This window comes from Aerosakkonema funiforme FACHB-1375, assembly GCF_014696265.1.
GTDB lineage: Bacteria > Cyanobacteriota > Cyanobacteriia > Cyanobacteriales > Aerosakkonemataceae > Aerosakkonema > Aerosakkonema funiforme_A.
In genome coordinates this window covers 10,794-30,150 of the sequence record NZ_JACJPW010000077.1, presented here as the reverse complement: position 1 = coordinate 30,150, position 19,357 = coordinate 10,794, and the positions used below count along the sequence as shown (strand labels likewise).

Annotated in this window: 11 protein-coding genes; 7 read left to right on the top strand and 4 right to left on the bottom strand. The window is 43.6% G+C overall.

Annotated features, from left to right (window positions below; all coding sequences use genetic code 11):
* Positions 1–124 precede the first annotated feature (124 nt).
* The 4 genes from H6G03_RS25190 to H6G03_RS25175 all read left to right on the top strand — a co-directional run bounded on the left by H6G03_RS25190 (position 125) and on the right by H6G03_RS25175 (position 5,543).
* Positions 125–589, top strand: a complete 465-nt coding sequence (locus tag H6G03_RS25190) for a hypothetical protein (protein ID WP_190470331.1) — start codon at positions 125–127, stop codon at positions 587–589.
* Positions 590–698: 109 nt separating this feature from the next.
* Entirely contained in the window at positions 699–2,087 is a 1,389-nt protein-coding gene (locus H6G03_RS25185) for a hypothetical protein (protein WP_190470327.1), read from the top strand.
* A 282-nt stretch (positions 2,088–2,369) separates the two neighbouring features.
* Complete coding sequence (locus H6G03_RS25180) at positions 2,370–3,812, top strand: amino acid permease (protein ID WP_190470324.1); 1,443 nt, start codon at positions 2,370–2,372, stop codon at positions 3,810–3,812.
* Between the two features lie 339 nt (positions 3,813–4,151).
* Positions 4,152–5,543 carry a hypothetical protein gene (locus tag H6G03_RS25175; protein WP_190470321.1) on the top strand — a complete coding sequence of 464 codons (1,392 nt, stop codon included), beginning with the start codon at positions 4,152–4,154 and terminating at the stop codon, positions 5,541–5,543.
* Positions 5,544–5,597: 54 nt separating this feature from the next.
* Here the strand turns inward: H6G03_RS25175 and H6G03_RS25170 are convergent, their stop codons facing one another.
* Positions 5,598–6,038, bottom strand: coding sequence for a retroviral-like aspartic protease family protein (locus H6G03_RS25170; protein ID WP_242056975.1), 441 nt, complete (start codon positions 6,036–6,038; stop codon positions 5,598–5,600).
* 31 nt (positions 6,039–6,069) lie between these two features.
* Between H6G03_RS25170 and H6G03_RS25165 the strand changes: the two genes are divergently transcribed.
* Complete coding sequence (locus H6G03_RS25165) at positions 6,070–6,990, top strand: S66 peptidase family protein (RefSeq protein WP_190470317.1); 921 nt, start codon at positions 6,070–6,072, stop codon at positions 6,988–6,990.
* 80 nt (positions 6,991–7,070) lie between these two features.
* The gene (locus H6G03_RS25160) at positions 7,071–8,273 is read left to right on the top strand and encodes a hypothetical protein (RefSeq protein WP_190470313.1); all 1,203 of its coding nucleotides are present in this window, start codon (positions 7,071–7,073) and stop codon (positions 8,271–8,273) included.
* A 125-nt stretch (positions 8,274–8,398) separates the two neighbouring features.
* On the opposite strand, the gene H6G03_RS25155 is transcribed toward H6G03_RS25160, so the two are convergent.
* The 3 genes from H6G03_RS25155 to gvpA form a co-directional block, all read right to left on the bottom strand.
* Complete coding sequence (locus H6G03_RS25155) at positions 8,399–9,601, bottom strand: RNA-guided endonuclease TnpB family protein (protein ID WP_190470309.1); 1,203 nt, start codon at positions 9,599–9,601, stop codon at positions 8,399–8,401.
* Positions 9,602–10,268: 667 nt separating this feature from the next.
* Complete coding sequence (gene gvpC / locus H6G03_RS25150; protein ID WP_190470306.1) at positions 10,269–10,925, bottom strand: gas vesicle protein GvpC; 657 nt, start codon at positions 10,923–10,925, stop codon at positions 10,269–10,271.
* A 216-nt stretch (positions 10,926–11,141) separates the two neighbouring features.
* Positions 11,142–11,360 carry a gas vesicle structural protein GvpA gene (gvpA, locus tag H6G03_RS25145; protein WP_190463961.1) on the bottom strand — a complete coding sequence of 73 codons (219 nt, stop codon included), beginning with the start codon at positions 11,358–11,360 and terminating at the stop codon, positions 11,142–11,144.
* A gap of 511 nt (positions 11,361–11,871) precedes the next feature.
* On the opposite strand from gvpA, the gene H6G03_RS37370 reads away from it, so the two are divergent.
* Positions 11,872–19,356: a PAS domain S-box protein gene (locus tag H6G03_RS37370; RefSeq protein WP_199315473.1), complete on the top strand. Its 7,485-nt coding sequence runs from the start codon at positions 11,872–11,874 to the stop codon at positions 19,354–19,356.
* Position 19,357: the final 1 nt, after the last annotated feature.

The window sequence follows — 19,357 nt, the reverse complement described above, 5'->3', positions numbered from 1 at the left end:
GGTGCGTCAGAATACAGAAATTTAGGAGTAACGATCGAGTTTATCCTTGTGACGCACTCTACTTAATCGCCGCAACTTGAGTTAATATATATACTTACGTAAAAATACTGCTTTGTGTAGAGCTATGAACGCCGTTGTTAACAATTCTTTACTGGCTCTGATGTTAGCGCTTAAGGATTTAGAATCTCCCTTAAGCGAAGATGAAGAATCAACTTTATCCGATGTCGCTGCACAACTTTCCCTCGACCCGGATGCTTGGGAATCCGATATCGAACCAACTTTGATGACGGTAATTGCAGCGAACCCAAACTTAAATCAATTATATCAATCTGCTAAATCGCAACTGGATAATGTCAATGGCAATATTCCAAAAGAGTTAATTCCCACTCAATCTGAAGTAGAAGAAATAATCCCACCGACGCCAGAAATAGCTACACGGGGTTTCGCTCCGGAGACGGACGAATCGGATTTTAAAAGCAATGAAATTAACAACATGGTCATCAGTATTTTGAGTAATCCCGCTCCAGTGGAAACCACCAAAAAGTTAGGTCGTTTCGAGCAACTCAAACAGTTCATTGGCGCGAAATAGTTTGAGAAATTTTTAACCGCAGATGAACGCAGATCAACGCAGATAATTTGTGTTTTTCTGGGTGATAGGGGGGATTTTTTAAAATCTGAAATCTGAAATCTAAAATCGCATGACTGAAATCATCTATCCGACGCTAGATTTATTTTTGTATGACCTGAGAAATGGGGCGGGCGATACACACGAAGAAATGGAAAAAAATCGGGAAGTTTTTCTGAAAAAACTTCCGGAAAGTGTGCGTCCAATTCTGTTTCAGTTCGATAGCGATTTTGAAGCAGAATATGTGGAACTTTTAGTTAAGCCAAAACACAAACGGTTTGTCTCTAACGAGGAACCCTATCCTGTTGAAGGTTATTACTATCCGGTGCGTCTGGGGGATACTTATGGTTTGTTGGTAGATTGTTCTGTTAACAATCAAACCGATCCTCAACCAGCAGAATGTTTTGCAGCGCTGAAAGCTGATATCGAACAAAAAAGACTGAACAATCAAGTGGCTACAATTGGCCAAACTTGGATGATTTCCGGACAAGTGCCTAACGCTGACAATTATAGCATAGAAAATCTTGCTAAAGCTTGTTATCAAGCGTTAATGCCAGGTTTAAGTTGGGAACAGGACTTGGAAGATAAAGGGCAATTTTTGGGTGCAAATATATTTGAACTGTCGCGGTATAGGGTGAAGATTTCCGAAAGCACGACATCGGCGACAAGCATTCAAGATATTCAAGAAAATCTGCACGTTATTATTATTTTATATCCTCATGAAGATGCTGCTAGAAAGGGGGCAAAGTTTTATTATGATTGGATACGTTTATTTTACTATCGGCACAAAATTCTTTGGTGTTACGGTCAAAGCAGGCTGTTGAAACAATCCCTGCGAAAATACTTGGCAATTATACAAAATAGTATAAAATTTTATAGAAAAGGCAATAAAAGAGAATTAAATTTAAAACAAATCAGTTACCAGTTAGAGCTGGTACAGGAAACGTTAAATCCTTATTCTATAGAACTAACATATCTAGACTTTCAAATCCACGCTATTGATATAAATTTGGGCAATTATAAAAAACGATTGGAAACGATCGCCAAAAAAGCGGGTGCAGATAGCGAACTGGAATTCATGCAGGAATTTAGCGCTTTAGCTGAAAATAAATATCTTCTCCAAATCACAAAAGATTCTGACAACTTAAAGCTGGGTTTGAGTTTAATAGATAGTGCAATTAATACACTTCGCAGTCGTGTGGAAGTTGACGAAGCAGAACGGGATAGCATTTTTCAAAATGCTGTCGCTATTTTAGGTGTAGGATTTGGTGCTATAACTTTATTTGGAGATTTGCCGCCGGAAGGCGTTGACGATGCCGTTACACACATTGTCGGCAATTCTTTGCACGTTCCAGAACCTTGGGTACAACCTACTACCACATTTGTCTATAACTTAGGTATAACAATTTTAGCAGGAGCCTTGACTTGGTTGGTGATTCGCTTTTGGCCGCGATCGAGGTAACCCACAGATCGATCGCCCCTACACAATAGATATCTCCAATAATTCTTGTGCGATAGGCATCCTGCCTGTCTGTGAGATTCTTTTGGAGGAGATATATATATTAATGTGCTAGTTGCGTAAGTCTGAAGAAACCCGATTTCTGACTCTGCTGCAAAATTTGGATATATATATGTTAAGCTACTCGTGAAAAAAATTTTGAAGAATTAGATCTCCCGTTTTTTTAAGGCCCAGGCAATCCAAAGTCCAAAATCCTCTCATCCAAAATCCAAAATCGAGTGACCAATGGTAAATGAATTATTTAATAAAAAATCCGTAGACAGGTTAGTCGAAGAAGCTTCGGCTGAAAACGGTCATGGATTGGATCGATCGCTCGGTTTATTCAATCTCATCGCACTGGGTATTGGTATACTTATCGGTGCGGGAATTTTTGTCCTGACGGGACAGGCAGCTGCCAATCACGCTGGGCCAGGAGTTGTCATATCATTTATGATGGCAGCTGTTGGCTGTGCATTTTCGGCACTGTGCTACGCGGAATTTGCTACCATGATTCCCATTGCTGGCAGCGCTTACACTTACGCTTATGCTACTTTGGGCGAAGTGGTGGCGTGGATAGTTGGATGGGATTTAATTTTAGGATATATCTTTTGCAGTTCTACGGTTGCAGTAGGCTGGTCGGGATATTTAGTCAGCTTGCTAAAAGATGTGGGAATTGTAATTCCACCAGAGTTTTGCAATCCGCCGCTGAATTTACCGGCGATGTTTATTGTGGTGCTGATGACGGTATTGCTAACTGTAGGAATTCGCAAAACGGCAAAATTTAATAATGCGATCGTCATCATTAAAATTACGGTGATTTTACTGTTTATCTTTTTGGGATTCGCTCACATCAACAACCTAAATTTGACACCTTTTATTCCGCCGAATACAGGAGAATTCGGCAGCTTTGGATGGAGTGGAATTTTGCGCGGTACAGGAGTTGTCTTTTTTGCTTACACGGGTTTCGATGCAGTTGCTAGTGCAGCACAAGAAGCGCGAAATCCGCAAAGAGATATGCCGATCGCAATTATGAGTTCGTTGCTCATTTGCACTATCCTTTATGTAGGAGTGTCCCTGGTGTTGACAGGAATTGTACCTTATCAACAACTGAATGTACCCGATCCAATTGCTGTGGGTGTAAATGCGATAAAAGAGGAATTGCCCTGGTTGCCACCAACGATTAAAATCGGAGCGATCGCAGGTTTGAGTTCGGTAATTTTAGTATCGCAGTTGGGACAATCGAGAGTTCTTTATGCCATAGCCAAAGATGGATTGCTACCACCTCTATTAGCAGCAGTTCATCCCCAATTCAGAACACCCCACATTGCAACTATTATATCGGGAATTTTCGCCGCCCTCTGCGCCGGATTGTTGCCGATCGATTTGTTGGGAGAATTGAGTTCGATGGCAGTTTTATTCGCATTTTTAATTGTCTCCCTTGCCGTGCCAATTTTACGTCGCAGCCAACCGGATTTGCCCAGACCTTTCAAAACACCCCTGGTTCCCTTAGTGCCGATTTTAGGAGTAATTACATCTGGCTTGCAAATGGTTGCTCTGTCTACCGATACTTGGTTGCGGTTACTTGCGTGGATGGCAATTGGTTTGGTATTATATTTCACATACGGTCGCAAAAATAGCACCTTAAATCACCAAAAGGAACAACCAACTGAGTATCCGGAAATGACTTGAAGTTTCCATTTGTCTAAAAGATTTTTTGAAAAATGCGATCGCGTGTTCTAGATATAGCAACCGCTCTCGTTATTTGCCAAAGCGAAACAATCCCTTAAGCAAACCATCGGGTAATACCAAATCCGCTTCGATTATCCCCATTATCCTTGGAAGAGTGGGAGAGTGGGAGAGCTTATGGAGTGGGAGAGCGGCGGAGTTGGAGAAGAACATTGAGACTGAAAAAGGGGGTAACAGACCCAGATTTGGTATAATAACAAATTGAAAATTTCAGATAGCAAACTGCCAGATTCTGGCGCAAATTTCGCTATCTGAAATTTTCTGTGTTAAATTTAAATTATTATGAGCGACATCATCTATCCTACTCTCGACCTTTTTATCTACGATTTGAGAAATGGCTTGGGCGAAAGTCAGTCGGAAATTAACCTGAATCGAGACAGGTTTCAGAAAAAAATACCGGGAAGCGATCGCCAAACTCTATTTCAACTTGATGATGCTTTTGAAGCTGAATATGTGGAACTTTTAGCCGCAAAGACTGAAAACTTTGAAACTACCAATACAGAGTATCCGTTTCAAGGCTATTACTATCCCGTGCGGCTAAACGATACTTATGGATTGCTGTTAGATTGTTCCGTTAACGATGTTACTCAGGCTCAACCAAGCAAATGCTTTGCCGCACTCAAAGCAGAAATTGAGCGCAGATTGAACGGCCAAACAGCTACGATTGGACAAACCTGGATGATTTCTGGCTGGCTGCCTAATTCTAATAAAAAAAGCCCAGAAGAAATTGCCCAAGCTTGCTATCAGGCATTAATGCCAGGTTCAAATTGGGAACACGACTTGGATGGCAAGGGTCAATTTCTTGGCGCAAATATCTTTGAACTTTCGCGATACCGCTTGGTGATGAAAGAGGGCTTTACCGACGCGACAAATATTGCAAGTCTTCAAGAGAACCAGCACGTTATTATTGTTTTATATCCCGATGAAGCCACAGCCACAAATGAAGCTCATCGCTTTTATTATGATTGGATGCGTTTATTTAGCTATCGTCACAAAATTTTGTGGGCTTACGGCCAAAGTCGGTTGCTCAAAGAAACTATAAAAAATTATTTTGTCACCGTTGAAGATTCTGGTAAATCTATCGGCAAAGCTAGTTACCAAAGGGAAGAATTATCCAAATTTCGGAAAACTTTGGCGGTGGTACAGGATACGTTGAATAAGTATACCATCGACTTAAATAAGCTGGATTTTCAAGGGCGCACAATAGATATCAATTTGAATAATTATGTGAATCGGTTAGAGAGAATCGAAACCAAAGCTAAAGTCGAAACAGAACTGAAATTTTTAAGTAAATTTAGTAAATTGGTAACGGAAAAATACCTGCAACAAATAAAGAAAGATACGGAAAATTTGGAACGAGGTTTGAGGCTGCTAGAAAATACAATTAATGCCATTCGCAGCCGCGTCGAAGTTGATAAAGCCGAACGCGATCGCAACTTCCAAAACACCGTTACTATTATCGGTATGGGATGGACTGTCGGCTCCTTCGTTGCGTCTCTGGATAAACTCGGAAAAGATCCCAAAGACCCTGTTAGATTGCTTCTCACCAATTCTCAGCTAGTCCCAAAACCCTGGTTAGATCCTGCTGTCCCGTTGGTGTATACTCTCAGTGTAGCGATCGTAGCAGCAACCTTGACTTGGTTGGTCAGACGTTTATGGCCGCGTTCATCTTAATTTGCTCGTGCCCCATTATTAACAAAATTCTTGACGAAATTTCCAGTTACTTTACTATATTCTTAAATAACTTGTTGTTGGATTCATGGGTAAAAGGATCGGTCTTTGATTTTGCAAATCCAGTTCAATACCCAGCGCTTCTAGCGGAATTACACCAAGCAATGGATCTGCACCTGACGGCAATTCTACACACTCAAAAGTTCCCTCTCTTCCCAGCAAAGAAATTTTGGCATCTTGAAAGATTCGCGCTTTTCCCAATCCCGTAGCTGTAGCAATATCAACTTCTTTGAGGAGGGATAATCCCAATCGCGAAATTACATTGGCTGGCAAACACAAAGTAGTAGCTCCCGTATCCACTAGCACATCTTTGAGAGTAATCGATCGCACTTCCTGTGCTGAAATCACACCCCGTTCTACCAGACCTTCATCCAAACGATTCGTAACCGCGATAGTTGTAGTAATTTTTCCCATTGTATCGACGCTAGTGAATTGCATAATTATACACCTCCTGGTATTATTCTATTATATGAATATCTGTCAATTACCACCATCATTACAGCCAGGGGATTTACTAAAAGTAGTTGCCCCCAGCGGTGCTTTGCGAGAATATCAAGCATTGGAAAAAGGCGTGCAAATTTGGTGCGATCGCGGCTATCGTGTAGAAGTTACCAATGTGCAAGAAAAATGGGGCTATCTCGCTGGAAAAGACGAACATCGTCGCCGCCAACTACAAGAAGCATGGCACAATCCAGAAGTCAAGGGAATCCTTTGTGTCAGAGGCGGTTACGGAAGTACTAGATTGTTGGAAGATTGGATATGGACTGTAGGAGAACGGGCGAGCAAAGCACAATTCCCAATCACCAATCCTAAATGGCTGATAGGTTTTTCCGATGTTACTGCGCTGCTGTGGAGTTTGAGTAAAATCGGGATTTCTGGCGTTCACGGCCCCTTGCTCACCACGATAGCATCCGAACCGGATTGGTCAATCCAAAGATTGTTCGACTGGGTAGAAGGAAAGCAACTGCAACCATTGCAAGGTGTAGGATGGGGTGGCGGTAAAGTGAGCGGCATTTTATTACCGGCTAATCTAACAGTAGCGACGCACTTATTGGGAACGCCGTTGCAACCGGAATTAGATGAAGTAATTTTAGCCTTAGAAGATGTGACAGAATTTCCTTATCGCATTGACAGACAATTAACCCAATGGCGGATGATGGGAATATTCCAAAAAGTGAAAGGTATTGCCTTGGGAAGATTTAGTCGCTGCGAGGCTCCAGAGGGAATTCCCAGTTTTAGTATAGAGGAAGTGTTGCGCGATCGCCTCTGTGACCTTGGCATACCCATCGGATCGGACTTGCCCTTCGGTCACGACGGCCCCAACGCCTGCTTACCGATGGGAGTTCCAGTAGAATTAGATGGCGATCGAGGTATGCTTAGTTTTAGGTAATGCTTGGGATGCTCCAGGAACCGTAGATCTATATAATCTGTCGAAACAGCAAGCAATGTTTCAAAAATAGGTGAGGGGGCATGATGAAGATCGATCGTAAGTTTTTGCGTAGAATGGCTGCAAGTGTCGCGATCGCAGGGATGATGGTAATAGCGATCGGCGATATTGTCGGTGCAGCAGAACGACTCAATGATGGAGATAGCGTTAATGGAGTCATCCGCGCTAACTCTCCCACCTTCCGATTTAGAAACCAAACAAGGACAGGTTCTCCCATTCAAACAGCTACTGGAGAAGAATACACCTTTAACGCCCAGCAAGGAGATACGATCGAAATTTCCGTCGATGTTGAAGAAGGCAATCTCGCACCAGTATTAGTTTTGATTTCATCGCAAAACGAAAGGCAAGTTGCTTACGACGATACGCAGAATTCGCTACGCTACCGAGTACCCGCTGATGGAGAATATCGACTTTTAGTATTAGGTCAAAATAACACGCGGGGAAGATACACCCTTTCCGTTTCTGGAATTTCCGATAATTCAGTTGCCCAAAATCCAGTTTCACCAAACGCAGATAAACGGCGACAACTTCTAGCAGATGAATTTGGATTGCGCGTGCTGGATAACTGTCCTCCCGCAACTGGTTCTTTAGTTGTCGTATCCTTTGTCGAATCCACACAAACTTACAGATATTGTGCCAGTCCCAACCGCGTTTATCGCGCCGGAGAATACACCTACGATGCTATTAGCGGCGAGCTCAAAACAGGCGCTCCTGTTGCCCAAGGTTCTTCTTCAACTAACGATGCCAAGCGACGCATATTAGAAAATGAATTCGGATTGCGAGTTTTGGATAACTGTCCTCCCGCAACAGGTTCTTTGGTAGTCGTTTCTTTTCCCGAATCTACTCAAACTTACAGATACTGCGCCAATGCCAACCGCGTTTATCCAGCCGGAGAATACACTTATGATGCTGTCAGCGGCGATTTAAAACGAGGCACGACTGTTGCCGGAAGTTCATCTTCACTCAACGATTCCAGAAGACAAATTTTGCAAGATGAATTGGGATTGCGAGTCCTGGATACCTGTCCGGCGGCAACAAGTTCTTTGGTTGTAGTTTCTTTTGAAGAATCCAATCAAATTTACAGGTATTGCGCCAATGCCAACCGCAATTACCCAGCCGGAGAATACACTTACAATACCAGCACTCGCAACTTACAAGCTGGTACTCCTGGCAGAAACAGTCAGCGATGTGCGGTATCAGTCGCTGGAGTTTGCGTAGTTAAATAATATCCTGTTATCCCTCCCAGCGCTTTTCAACCTGTTGGAGGGGTAAACATCAGTTGAAATCGCGCTAAAGATTGCTGCTTAAAAATATTGACACTCCCCGTTCTCAAGAAACGGAGATTCTTGGTTCAGCGAGAGTCCTTGTCTAGACTCATTACTGAATCTAGATAGAGGGACAACTCTCCCCAAGCGTTGAGGGCATCTTTTGCCCTAGTTCCGGTATGCCCTACCGTACTTAATGCTTCCATCAAGATATTAATTGCCGCATTCGTATCTCGACACAACACCAATCCACAACTACATTTATGAGTTCTAGTGCTAAGCGTTTTCTTGACTTCATTACCGCAATTTGAGCAATTAACGCTGGTGTATTCAGGTGGAACGGCTACAGTTATCTTCCCATACACCCTGCCAAAATACTCCAACCAAACTCGGAACTGATACCAAGTTACATCGCTAATACTCTGACCTAGTTTGTGATTCCTAGCCATATTTCTCACCTGCAAGTCTTCATAAGCAATCAAGTCGTTAGACTGAATTACGCATTGGGCTAGCTTACACGCCCAATCTTTACGCTGCCTACTAAGTTTTAGGTGTTTTTTGGCTAATTTTTGTTTGGCTTTGATGTAATTTTTAGACGGTTTTTGACCAGTACGAAACTTTCTAGATACTCTTCTTTGTAATCGTTTTAATGCTTTTTCCGAACGATGCAAGTATCTAGGGTTATCTACATGATTGCCCTCTGAATCTGTATAGAAATGAGTCAGACCAACATCAAGCCCAATCATCCTTTTGGTTGGTTCGGTTTTGATTTCACGATTATAGGCGATACAAAACTGGGCGTAATATCCATCTGCCCGTCTGACTAACCTGATGCGCTTAATATCTGATAATTGATAGCCATGCAAGTCGTAGGTTCCGATCAGTTTAATTTGGCCAATTTCAAAACCATCAGTCAAGATTAAATACTTCCTGTTTTCTGATAGCTTCCAACCAGTTGTTTTATATTCAACTGAATGACATCGCTTTTTAAACTTAGGAAATTCTTTCTTGCCTGCAATCTTCTTTTTACAATTATCATGAAACCGTGAAATCGCCGCCCAAGCTCTATCTGCCGATGCTTGCCTTGCCATTGAATTCAGTTTCTTCGCAAAGCTGAATTCAGATGCCAAGATTTTACAGTAGGCACTTAGCTCGTACTTGCCAACCTTGGAGTTGTCTAACCAATATCTAATGCACTTGTTTCTGATAAACAAGCCAGTTCTAATCGCTTCATCAATTAAGCGATATTGTTTGGCTTTGCCTTTCAGCTTAAATTCGTACAATAGCATTGTTTTTTGTCTCATTACGCTAGAATTTTAGCATAAGATTTAGGGCTAAATTATATTTGTTTTTCTGCTACAAGTGGGATAGTTAAAAATGGATATACAATGAGCGATCGACTTTTTCAACCAAACGTCTAGCCGACATTTAATATTTATTTACTCCCCAAACGTCGCTCGAATAAAAGTTACGTACAAATACTTGTCTAGTGATGTTGCCATTATGAAATTGATAAGATATACTCTTAATAAGATTAAAAAAATCTAAGATTAAAAAAATTAAATACCTGGCAACGGCGGTTAGACAAATCGTTGCTGCCTGTGGAGGGTTAAGAAACAATTCTCCCTAAGAAGCAGGAAGCCCGAGTCCGTAAGGACGGGAATTGTGCTGCTAAGCTGAGTTTTAGGAATCTCAGTAAGCACACAGAATGTCGTGGTTAAAAACCTACATTCATTGTTGTTTTTTTGATTGCTTACCCCCCAGTCTTACTAGCGAAAATTGCTAGCAGATAGGGGGGTTTTATCTTTTCGATTGAAGAGGCCATTCTTAGTAGCAAAATTAACTAGAAGATTGGGATTATGGCTACCAGCCTAAAACGGGAAAACTTAGGAGACAAGATTGTATTTTCCTTGTCCCTAAATCAAACTGTCCCGTACACAGTTAGTAGACGGGGTTTTATATTTTAGATTGAGACTCCGCCTCAGCAACTTTTGCGGCTGGAGGTCTTAATGGATTTGTTGGCGGTTTTGGTGAAGGTGAATTCGTTGGCAGTTTTGATGAATTATTGGGCGGACTTATGGACTGCTTTGCTGAATTCGGAGGTTGCTTTGAGGAAGGACTAGAGCGAGGAATTCCAAAAATGCTAATAAACAGATCCCGACGGAATTGACCTAGCTGCTGGCTTTGTTCCTTAGCGTTAGTCATCCGTTGCTGATGGGTATCTGTTAAGAAGTCGCGATTTTCTTGCTGTAAATCTTGGTGAAATTTAAACAGATCTTCAGCTTGCTTTTTCGCTTGTTCCATCCGTTGTTGATGGGTATCTGTTAGGAAGTCGCGATTTTCTTGCTGTAAATCTTGGTGAAATTCAAACAGATCTTCAGCTTGTTTTTTCGCTTGTTCCATCCGTTGCTGATGGATATCTGTTAAGAAGTCGCGATTTTCTTGCTGTAAATCTTGGTGAAATTTAAACAGATCTTCAGCTTGCTGTTTAGCTCGATCTTGTCTGGTTGTAGCGGTATCCGACAGAAATGTTTGAGTATCTCTGAATAGTTGAGTTACTTCCTCAGCTATAGAACGATGCTCCTGCCGGATTCTTTCCATTAAGGATGTCATGAAGTTTTCCTCAATCAGAGTAAGTATCCGTGAGTGAATAAACCACAATCGCTCATTTTGAAACTCAGAGCGATTGTGGTTCAATTAAACTTCTGCTTTGTTGCATCCAGCTCTTATAACGCGGCATCAAGGAATTTGAGAGAGTTAAACAAAAGCAGAAGTTTGTGGAAAATTTAAGATATTCTCAATCGTTGGATTGTAGCATTATCTAAATTTTTACGCAGCAGGCATCGCAGCAGATTGAGTTAGACCAACTGCTTCAGCATACTTCAAATATGTTTCAACAGAAGCGATTACAACACGAGCTTCGATCGCGAGTAATTCAATACCAACTAGCGAAACGCGAGCCCAAGCGTCTACAACAATACCTTTGTCAAGAATGCGATCGATAACTTCAGCCAAGCTAGAAGAAGAGTTGGTTTTTTCGACAGCCATTGTTTTTTACCTTTTACTCATTGTTGTTGTTTTTTTCTGGGGGCTTAGCGTTTGCCTTGCCACCTGACAATATGAATCTATCAACTTTATTTTGGGTTGTAAAGGGGGAGGTAAAAATTGATTCTAAACAAATGTAAATTTATTGTCTGTAATCCTACTATCTATTTTTGATTAATTTAGTTTTTTCAGTGTTCTTACAGAAGCTATTTTTAGAAAATACTGTGTATTTCCTGATGGCCTCGATCGCTACTATTTACTTTTATGTTTAAATATGCTATAAGCCAAAACAGCCCCGACAATTTTGTGTCTTACTTACAAAATTGTTTGTTACATTGAATCAGAAAAAATAAATAAAAGCTGATAAAAGTATTGCTTTTTGGCTTTACCAATTGGCACTAGATTGAGACTGGCAATTTACTTTTTTCGCATTTTAATACCGCTCAAACATAGGTTAGCCCTAAGAAGCAGCAAGTGTTTGAGGAAAAACTAAACCATAAAACCATATAAATCTATGCCTACTTGCGCCACAGATGTTATCCCGCCACCACTAAAGTCTGCGATCGTCCGCCATCCCTTAGTGGTTTCACCCGATACGACAGTCATAGATGCGATCGCGCAAATGAGCGGGGCACGATCGTTCTGCCAAACGACTAGAACGGAAGATAGTCAAAAAAATGACCTTTATGTAGAGGCGCGATCGAGCTGCGTATTGGTAGTCGAAAACGAACAGATTATCGGCATTCTGACCGAGCGGGATGTCGTGCGATCGATCGCCCAGCAACAACCCCTCGATCGGGCAGTCTGCGAGGTGATGGCACATCCCGTTATTACCCTGCGCGAGTCTGACTTCAAAAATTTATTTTTGGCGATTAATTTGCTCCAACAGTACAAGATTCGCCATTTGCCAATCGTAGACGATCGGAATCGCCCAGTAGGACTCATAACTCATGAGAGTTTGCAGCAAACTTCCCGACCGATCGACCTGTTGCGGTTGCGTCAGGTAGCTGAAGTGATGACCGAAAAAGTGATTAGCGCCTCAGCCGATTCCTCCCTACTGACGATCGCCCAAACAATGGCAGAACACCGTATCAGTTGCGTAATAATTGTCGAATCTATCAGTAATGCTACGGAAACCCTGCTAATTCCCATCGGGATTATAACCGAACGAGATCTAGTGCAATTTCAAGCATTGGGCTTGAACTCGGAGACTTGTAAAGCAAAGACAGTCATGAGTACGCCCGTTTTTACCGTCAAGCCGGACGACTCGCTCTGGAGAGTGCAGCAAATTGTGGAGCAGCACTTCATCCATCGATTAGCAGTGACCGGAAAGCGCGGAGAACTATTGGGCATCGTCACTCAGAGCAGTTTGCTGCAAATCCTCCATCCCCTAGAACTCTATAACTTAGCTGAAGTTTTGGGAGTAAAGGTAGCCCAACTGGAAGCCGAGAAAATCACACTGCTGAAAAATCGTACCGTTGAACTAGAACAGCAGGTGGAAGCCAGGACAGCCGCACTCAATGCCAAGATACAACAAGAGAAATTAATTGCCCATCTCGCAGCACAAATCCGATCGTCCCTAAGCCTACAAACAATTTTGGAGACAACCGTAGCCCAGATCAGGCAGGTACTGGGCTGCGATCGCGTCACTATTTGGCAATTTATCGCTGATTGGGAAACTATTGCCGTCGCAGAATCCACCGACTCACCCGTATCTTCGATCGGCGAACGAGTTCGCGACATCTGCTTTCAACAAGAGCAAGCCGAAATTTATCGTCAGGGCAAGATTCGTGTCGTATCAGATATCTACACGACCGAAATGTCAGACTGCCATCGACAAATGGCAATCCGCCTCCAAATACGAGCTAAAATTTTGGTGCCGCTTATGTGTGGGGACAAGTTGTGGGGTTTGCTCAATGCCGTTGAAAGCCAACACGCCCGCAACTGGCAACAATCGGAAGTAGAACTGCTGCAAGCCTTATCGCTACATCTGGCCATCGCTCTCCAGCAAGCCACCATCCACCAACAGTTACAGGAAGAACTGAGCCAACGAAAGCAAGCTCAAGCTCACCTCCTAGAAAGTGAAGCCCGCTGGCAATTTGCACTAGAAGGATCGGGAGATGGTGTATGGGATTGGAACGTTCAGACAGATCGAGTTTTCTTTTCCAGACAATGGAAAGCCATGCTCGGTTACAGCGATAGTGAAGTGGGCAATACTCTGGCAGAATGGCACAGCCGCGTACACCCCGATGACAAAGCTGGCTGCTATGCCGATTTGAACAAGCATTTGAGAGGACAAACCCCCACTTATCAAAACGAACATCGCATTCGATGCCAAGATGGCAGCTACAAGTGGATTCTCGATCGCGGCAAAGTCATCGAGCGCACAGCAGACGGTAAACCCCTGCGGGTAATTGGAACCCATACAGATATCACCGATCGCAAAGCAGCCGAGTCAGTTTTGCGTCAGTACGAACGGATGGTTGCGAGCGCCACTGATGGCATTGCCCTGCTCGATCGCAACTATATTTATCGTTTCGTCAATCGCGTTTATTTGGAACGGAATGAGAAATCTGTTGAAGAAATTATCGGACATTCTGTTGCAGAATTGCTTGGTGAAACGGGTTTCCAAACTATCATCCAGCCTTACCTAGATCGATGCCTAACAGGGAAAGTCCAACAATACGAAGAATGGTTTGATTATCAAAACGGGAGTCGCCGATTTATCAGGGTCACCTACAATCCCTATTTCGACCTAGATGGCACTATTACTGGGATTGTAGTGACAACTCACGATCTGACTGCGCTCAAGCAAACCGAACAAGCATTACAGGAAAGCGAACAGTTTTTGCGGAGTATTTATGAAGGAGTCGAACAAGCAATTTTCACCGTTGATGTCTTAGAAAATGGCGAATTTCGACACATTGCTTTTAACCCAGCCGCCACCCGGTTATGGGGTAAATTAATAGAAGAAATCGACGCAAATTCACCGGAAGAAAATTTTCATTATATTAATTGCGTTCGCACAGGCTCTGCCATTTCCTACGAACAATGCGTCATCTCAAACAACACACCGACTTGGTGGCTGACCGCGCTCAATCCCATCCGAGATAGTTCATCCCGTATTTATCGCATTGTCGGTACCAGTACAGACATTACCTTACGCAAGCAAGCCCAGACAATGCTGAAATTGCAAAACAGCATTTTGGAGCGCATTGCCAAAGCAGAGCCACTATCAATGATTTTAGATGCTTTGCTCGGTACTGTGGAATTGCAAATAGTCGATTCTCTCTGTTCGATTATGTTGTGCGATGGCGATGGCAAATTGCATTGCACAGTAGCTCCTCAATTGCCAGAAGGCTACCTGCGGGCGATCGATGGCATCTCCATCGGTGAAGGAGTTGGTAGCTGCGGCACGGCAGCTTTTCGTCGGGAACCCGTCATCGTCTCCGATATTGCCACCGATCCACTCTGGGAAAACTATCAAAATTTGGCTTTGGAATATGGATTAAAAGCCTGCTGGTCGCTCCCGATAATTAGCAGTGACAATCGGATTCTGGGAGTATTTGCAATTTATTATCGCCGGATTTGTACACCCCAAACCCAAGAGTTAGAAAATATGATCCGGATCGCCAATATTGCTGGAATTGCCATCGAACGAGATCTAGCAGCAAAAACTCTGCAACAATTAAACCAGAATTTAGAAAATTTGGTTGCCGAACGCACTGCTGCATTGCAAGCCAGCGAAGAACGGTGGCATTTGGCGCTCAAAGGCGCAAACGATGGTATTTGGGATTGGGATCTCAAAACTAATCGTATCTTCTTCTCCGATCGTTGGAAAGAAATGCGCGGCTTTACCAGTGAGGAGATTGGCAATACACTCGATGAGTGTCTGAGTCGAATTCACCCAGATGACTTCGATCGCGTTATGACTGCTCTTGACGAGCATTTTGCAAGTAGAACCGAATTCTTTGAAGTCGAATATCGGGTACGTCGCAAAGATGGCGCTTATATGTGGGTTTTAGATCGCGCCCAAGCATTACGGGATGAATCCGGACAAGTCGTTCGTATGATTGGATCGGAAAGCGACATTACCGCTCGCAAACAGGCAGAAATAGCCCTGCGAGACAGCGAACGTCGCTATGCTACCTTAGCGGCTGCTGCGCCAGTCGCTATTTTCCGATTTGATACGCCATTAAACTGTGTCTATGTCAGCGATCGCTGGAGCGAGATGACCGGGAGACCGATAGAATCTGCCTTGGGCACAGGTTGGATCGATAGCCTGCATCCCCAAGATCGCGATCGGCTATTAGAACAATACACGCAAAGATATACACAATCTCACAGAGACAATCGAGTATTTAACTGCGGTGAAGGCAGACATTTGTGCCCCGATGGTACTGTTAATTGGTTCTACGTTCAGGTGGTTAAGGAAATTGATGCTGATGGCAGATTGATTGGCTATATTGGCACTCTGACAGACATCACGGAAAACAAACAGATCGAAGCTAAATTACAAAATATCAATCAAGCTTTGCAAAATGCAGTAGAGGGTATTTCGCGCCTAGATATTGATAGACGCTATGTGTCAGTCAATCCTGCCTATGCCAAATTGTGCGGCTACGAACCTAACGAAACGATCGGTATGGAATGGTTGCAAACCGTCCATCCAGATGACATTGCCATGATGGAAGCAGCTTATCGAGAAATGCTTAAAACTAATAAGGCGGAAGTAGAAGTTAGGGGTATTCGCAAGGATAAATCTAGCTTCCATCAGCAAGTTACCATGATTGCTGCTTATGACGAAATTGGCAATTTTGTGGGGCATTACAGTTTCAGCAAAGATATCAGCGATCGCAAACAAGCAGAGGAAATCCTCAAAGCAGAAAGATTGCGGTTGCAACTGGCTTTGGATGCTGCCGAAATGGGTACTTGGAGTTGTAGTTTGCCAGTTGGCAAACTGATTTGGTCCGATCGCACACAAGAAATTTTTGGCTTTGTACCCGGTACTTTCTCAGGCGATCGAGAAACATTTATCGCGATGGTGCATCCAGAAGATACCGCCCGGGTGCTAGAGTCGATCTCCGCTACTTTTGAGACAAAAGCACCGTATCGCATTGAATATCGGATTCGGCGATTAGATGGCGAAATTCGCTGGCTTGCCGTATGGGGCGTTATTCTCAACGATGTACCAACTACCGATCGGCAAATCGTTGGAGTTGTCTCCGATATCACAGAAATGAAACAGGCGGAAATTGCTTTGCAAGAAAGTGAAATGCGCTTCCGTAGGATGTTTGATTCTAGTGTCGTCGGGATGATATTTGCGGATTTTCAGGGACATATCACTGCTGCCAACGATTTCTTCTTAGAAATGATGGGCTACACCAGAGAAGAACTGGATGCCGATGCGATCCATTGGGATGCGATCACACCAGAGGAACATATGCCAGCCGATATTAGAGCGATGGAACACCTGATCCAGTATGGCTATATTACCCCCTGGGAAAAGGAATACTATCGCAAGGATGGCAGCCGGATCTCTGTCTTGATTGGGGCGGCACTCCTTCCGGGTACGAAAGATCGAACTATTTGTGTAGTGCTGGATATCAGCGATCGCAAACAAGCCGAACGGGAAAATGAACGATTGAAAAATCGATTGCAATTTGTCCTGTCTTCTACCCCTGCGGCGATCTATACCTGCGAACTCAATCCCAACTATCGCACTACATTTATCAGCGACAATATCCGCACGGTGATGGGTTATACCCCAGAGGAATTCCTGTCCACTTCTGGATTCTGGGCAGACCATATTAACCCAGAAGATGCTCCCCGAATATTGGCAGAACTTTCCCAATTGTTCGAGCGGGGACACTATATTTATGAATACCGTTTTCTGCACAAAGATGGAACCTATCGCTGGGTGCGGGATGAATTTCGCTTAGTTCGCAATCGGGAGGGAAATCCGGTCGAAATAGTGGGATATATAGCTGATATCAGCGCTCGCAAACAAATTGAGGCGGAATTAGCAAATAGCGAAGCTAAATACCGAGGTTTGGTAGAAGGAGCTAACGATACGATCTGGTTGAGCGATATTAATAAAACGCTTATTTATCTGTCTCCTCAGTTTAAAAAATTGTTTGGTTGGGACGCCAATGAATGGATCGGTAAGCCGTTTACAGATTTGGTGCATCCAGACGATCTCCCATTCATAGAAACCGATCGCAAACAGAATATCGAACTAAGCAAAAAATCGAATAATGTTGAATTCCGACATCGCCATAGAGATGGCCACTATGTCTGGGTGAGAACCAGCGCCACACCCATTCACAGTGATGAAGGGCAAGTGATTGGCGTGCAGGGAATTCTATCCGATATCAGCGAGCTCAAACAGGCAGAAATCGCCTTACAAACCAGTGAAAATCGCTTCCGTCAGGTATTTACATCAAATATTGTGGGGGTGATGTTTACCGATTTTAGCGGCCAAATCTTTGATGCAAACGATCGCTTTTTAGAGATTATTGGCTACACGCGAGAAGACCTAAATGCCGAGCGGATTAATTGGATAAATCTCACTCCTATCGAACATATTGCCAACGATCGCAAAGCGATGGCACATTTGGAATGTTACCAGGCGATCGACCCGTGGGAAAAAGAGTACTATCGTCAAGATGGTAGCCGAGTCTCTGTCCTAGTTGGGGTGGCGCTACTCTCGGAAACCGACAGCACTTGCGTTTGTGTGGTAATGGATATTAGCGATCGCAAACAATACGAACTCCAGCTCAAAGAAACCAACGAAAATCTCGCTCGCGCTACCCGCCTCAAAGATGAATTTCTCGCCAATATGAGCCACGAACTTCGCACCCCCCTCAATGCGATTTTAGGCATGGCCGAAGGACTGCAAGATCTAGTTTTTGGCAGTCTCAACGAGCGACAGATCAGAGCCTTACAAACGATCTCTCGCAGTGGTTCTCATTTGCTGGAAGTCATTAACGATATTCTAGATGTAGCCAAAATAGAATCGGGTCAGATAGAGCTAAACTTTATTCCGACTGCGATCGCTCCACTGTGTCAGTCGAGTTTAACATTTATCAAACAACAAGCTCTCAAAAAAAATATCCAACTAGAGATTAAACTACCAGACAATCTGCCCGACTTATCGATCGACGAACGGCGCATCCGCCAAGTCTTGATCAACCTGCTCAACAATGCTGTCAAGTTCACCCCAGCAGGGGGACGCATCACCCTAGAAGTCAGCCTCAAACAGGACAATACTAACTCTGATTCCGCCAAGATCGCATCCCCCAGCTACTTGCAAATTGCTGTCATCGATACGGGTATCGGTATTGCACCAGAAAATATCAACAAACTGTTTCAGCCGTTTATCCAAATCGATAGCGCTCTCAACCGTCAATATACAGGCACTGGCTTAGGTCTAGTGTTGGTCAAACGTATCGTCGAACTTCACGGCGGACAGGTGGGGGTCACTAGCGAATTAGGGGTGGGAAGTCGCTTCACGATCGAACTACCTTGCATTGTGGCTGCACCATCTTTATCGGTACCGGAAACCCAAGCCGAACCTTACCCCGAACTCAGTCAGCCCGAACAAGAAGCATCCCCCTTAATCTTGCTGGCAGAGGACAACGAAGTCAATATCAATACGATCGCCAGCTACCTAACAGTCAAAGGCTATCGCCTTCTGATTGCGAAAAATGGTCTGGAAGCGATCGAGTTGGCTGAGTCTGAAAAGCCCGAATTGATTCTGATGGATATTCAAATGCCAGAGATGGATGGACTGGAAGCAACACAGAAAATCCGCCGCAATCCAAACTTAGCCGATATCCCGATCGTTGCTTTGACTGCACTTGCGATGGATAGCGATCGCGATCGCTGTTTTGCCGCCGGCGTCGATGAATACCTTACCAAACCAGTCAAGTTGAAGCAATTGGTAACTACTATTCAACGCTTTTTGAAACAAGGCAATCCTAGAATGGTAAGCTAGC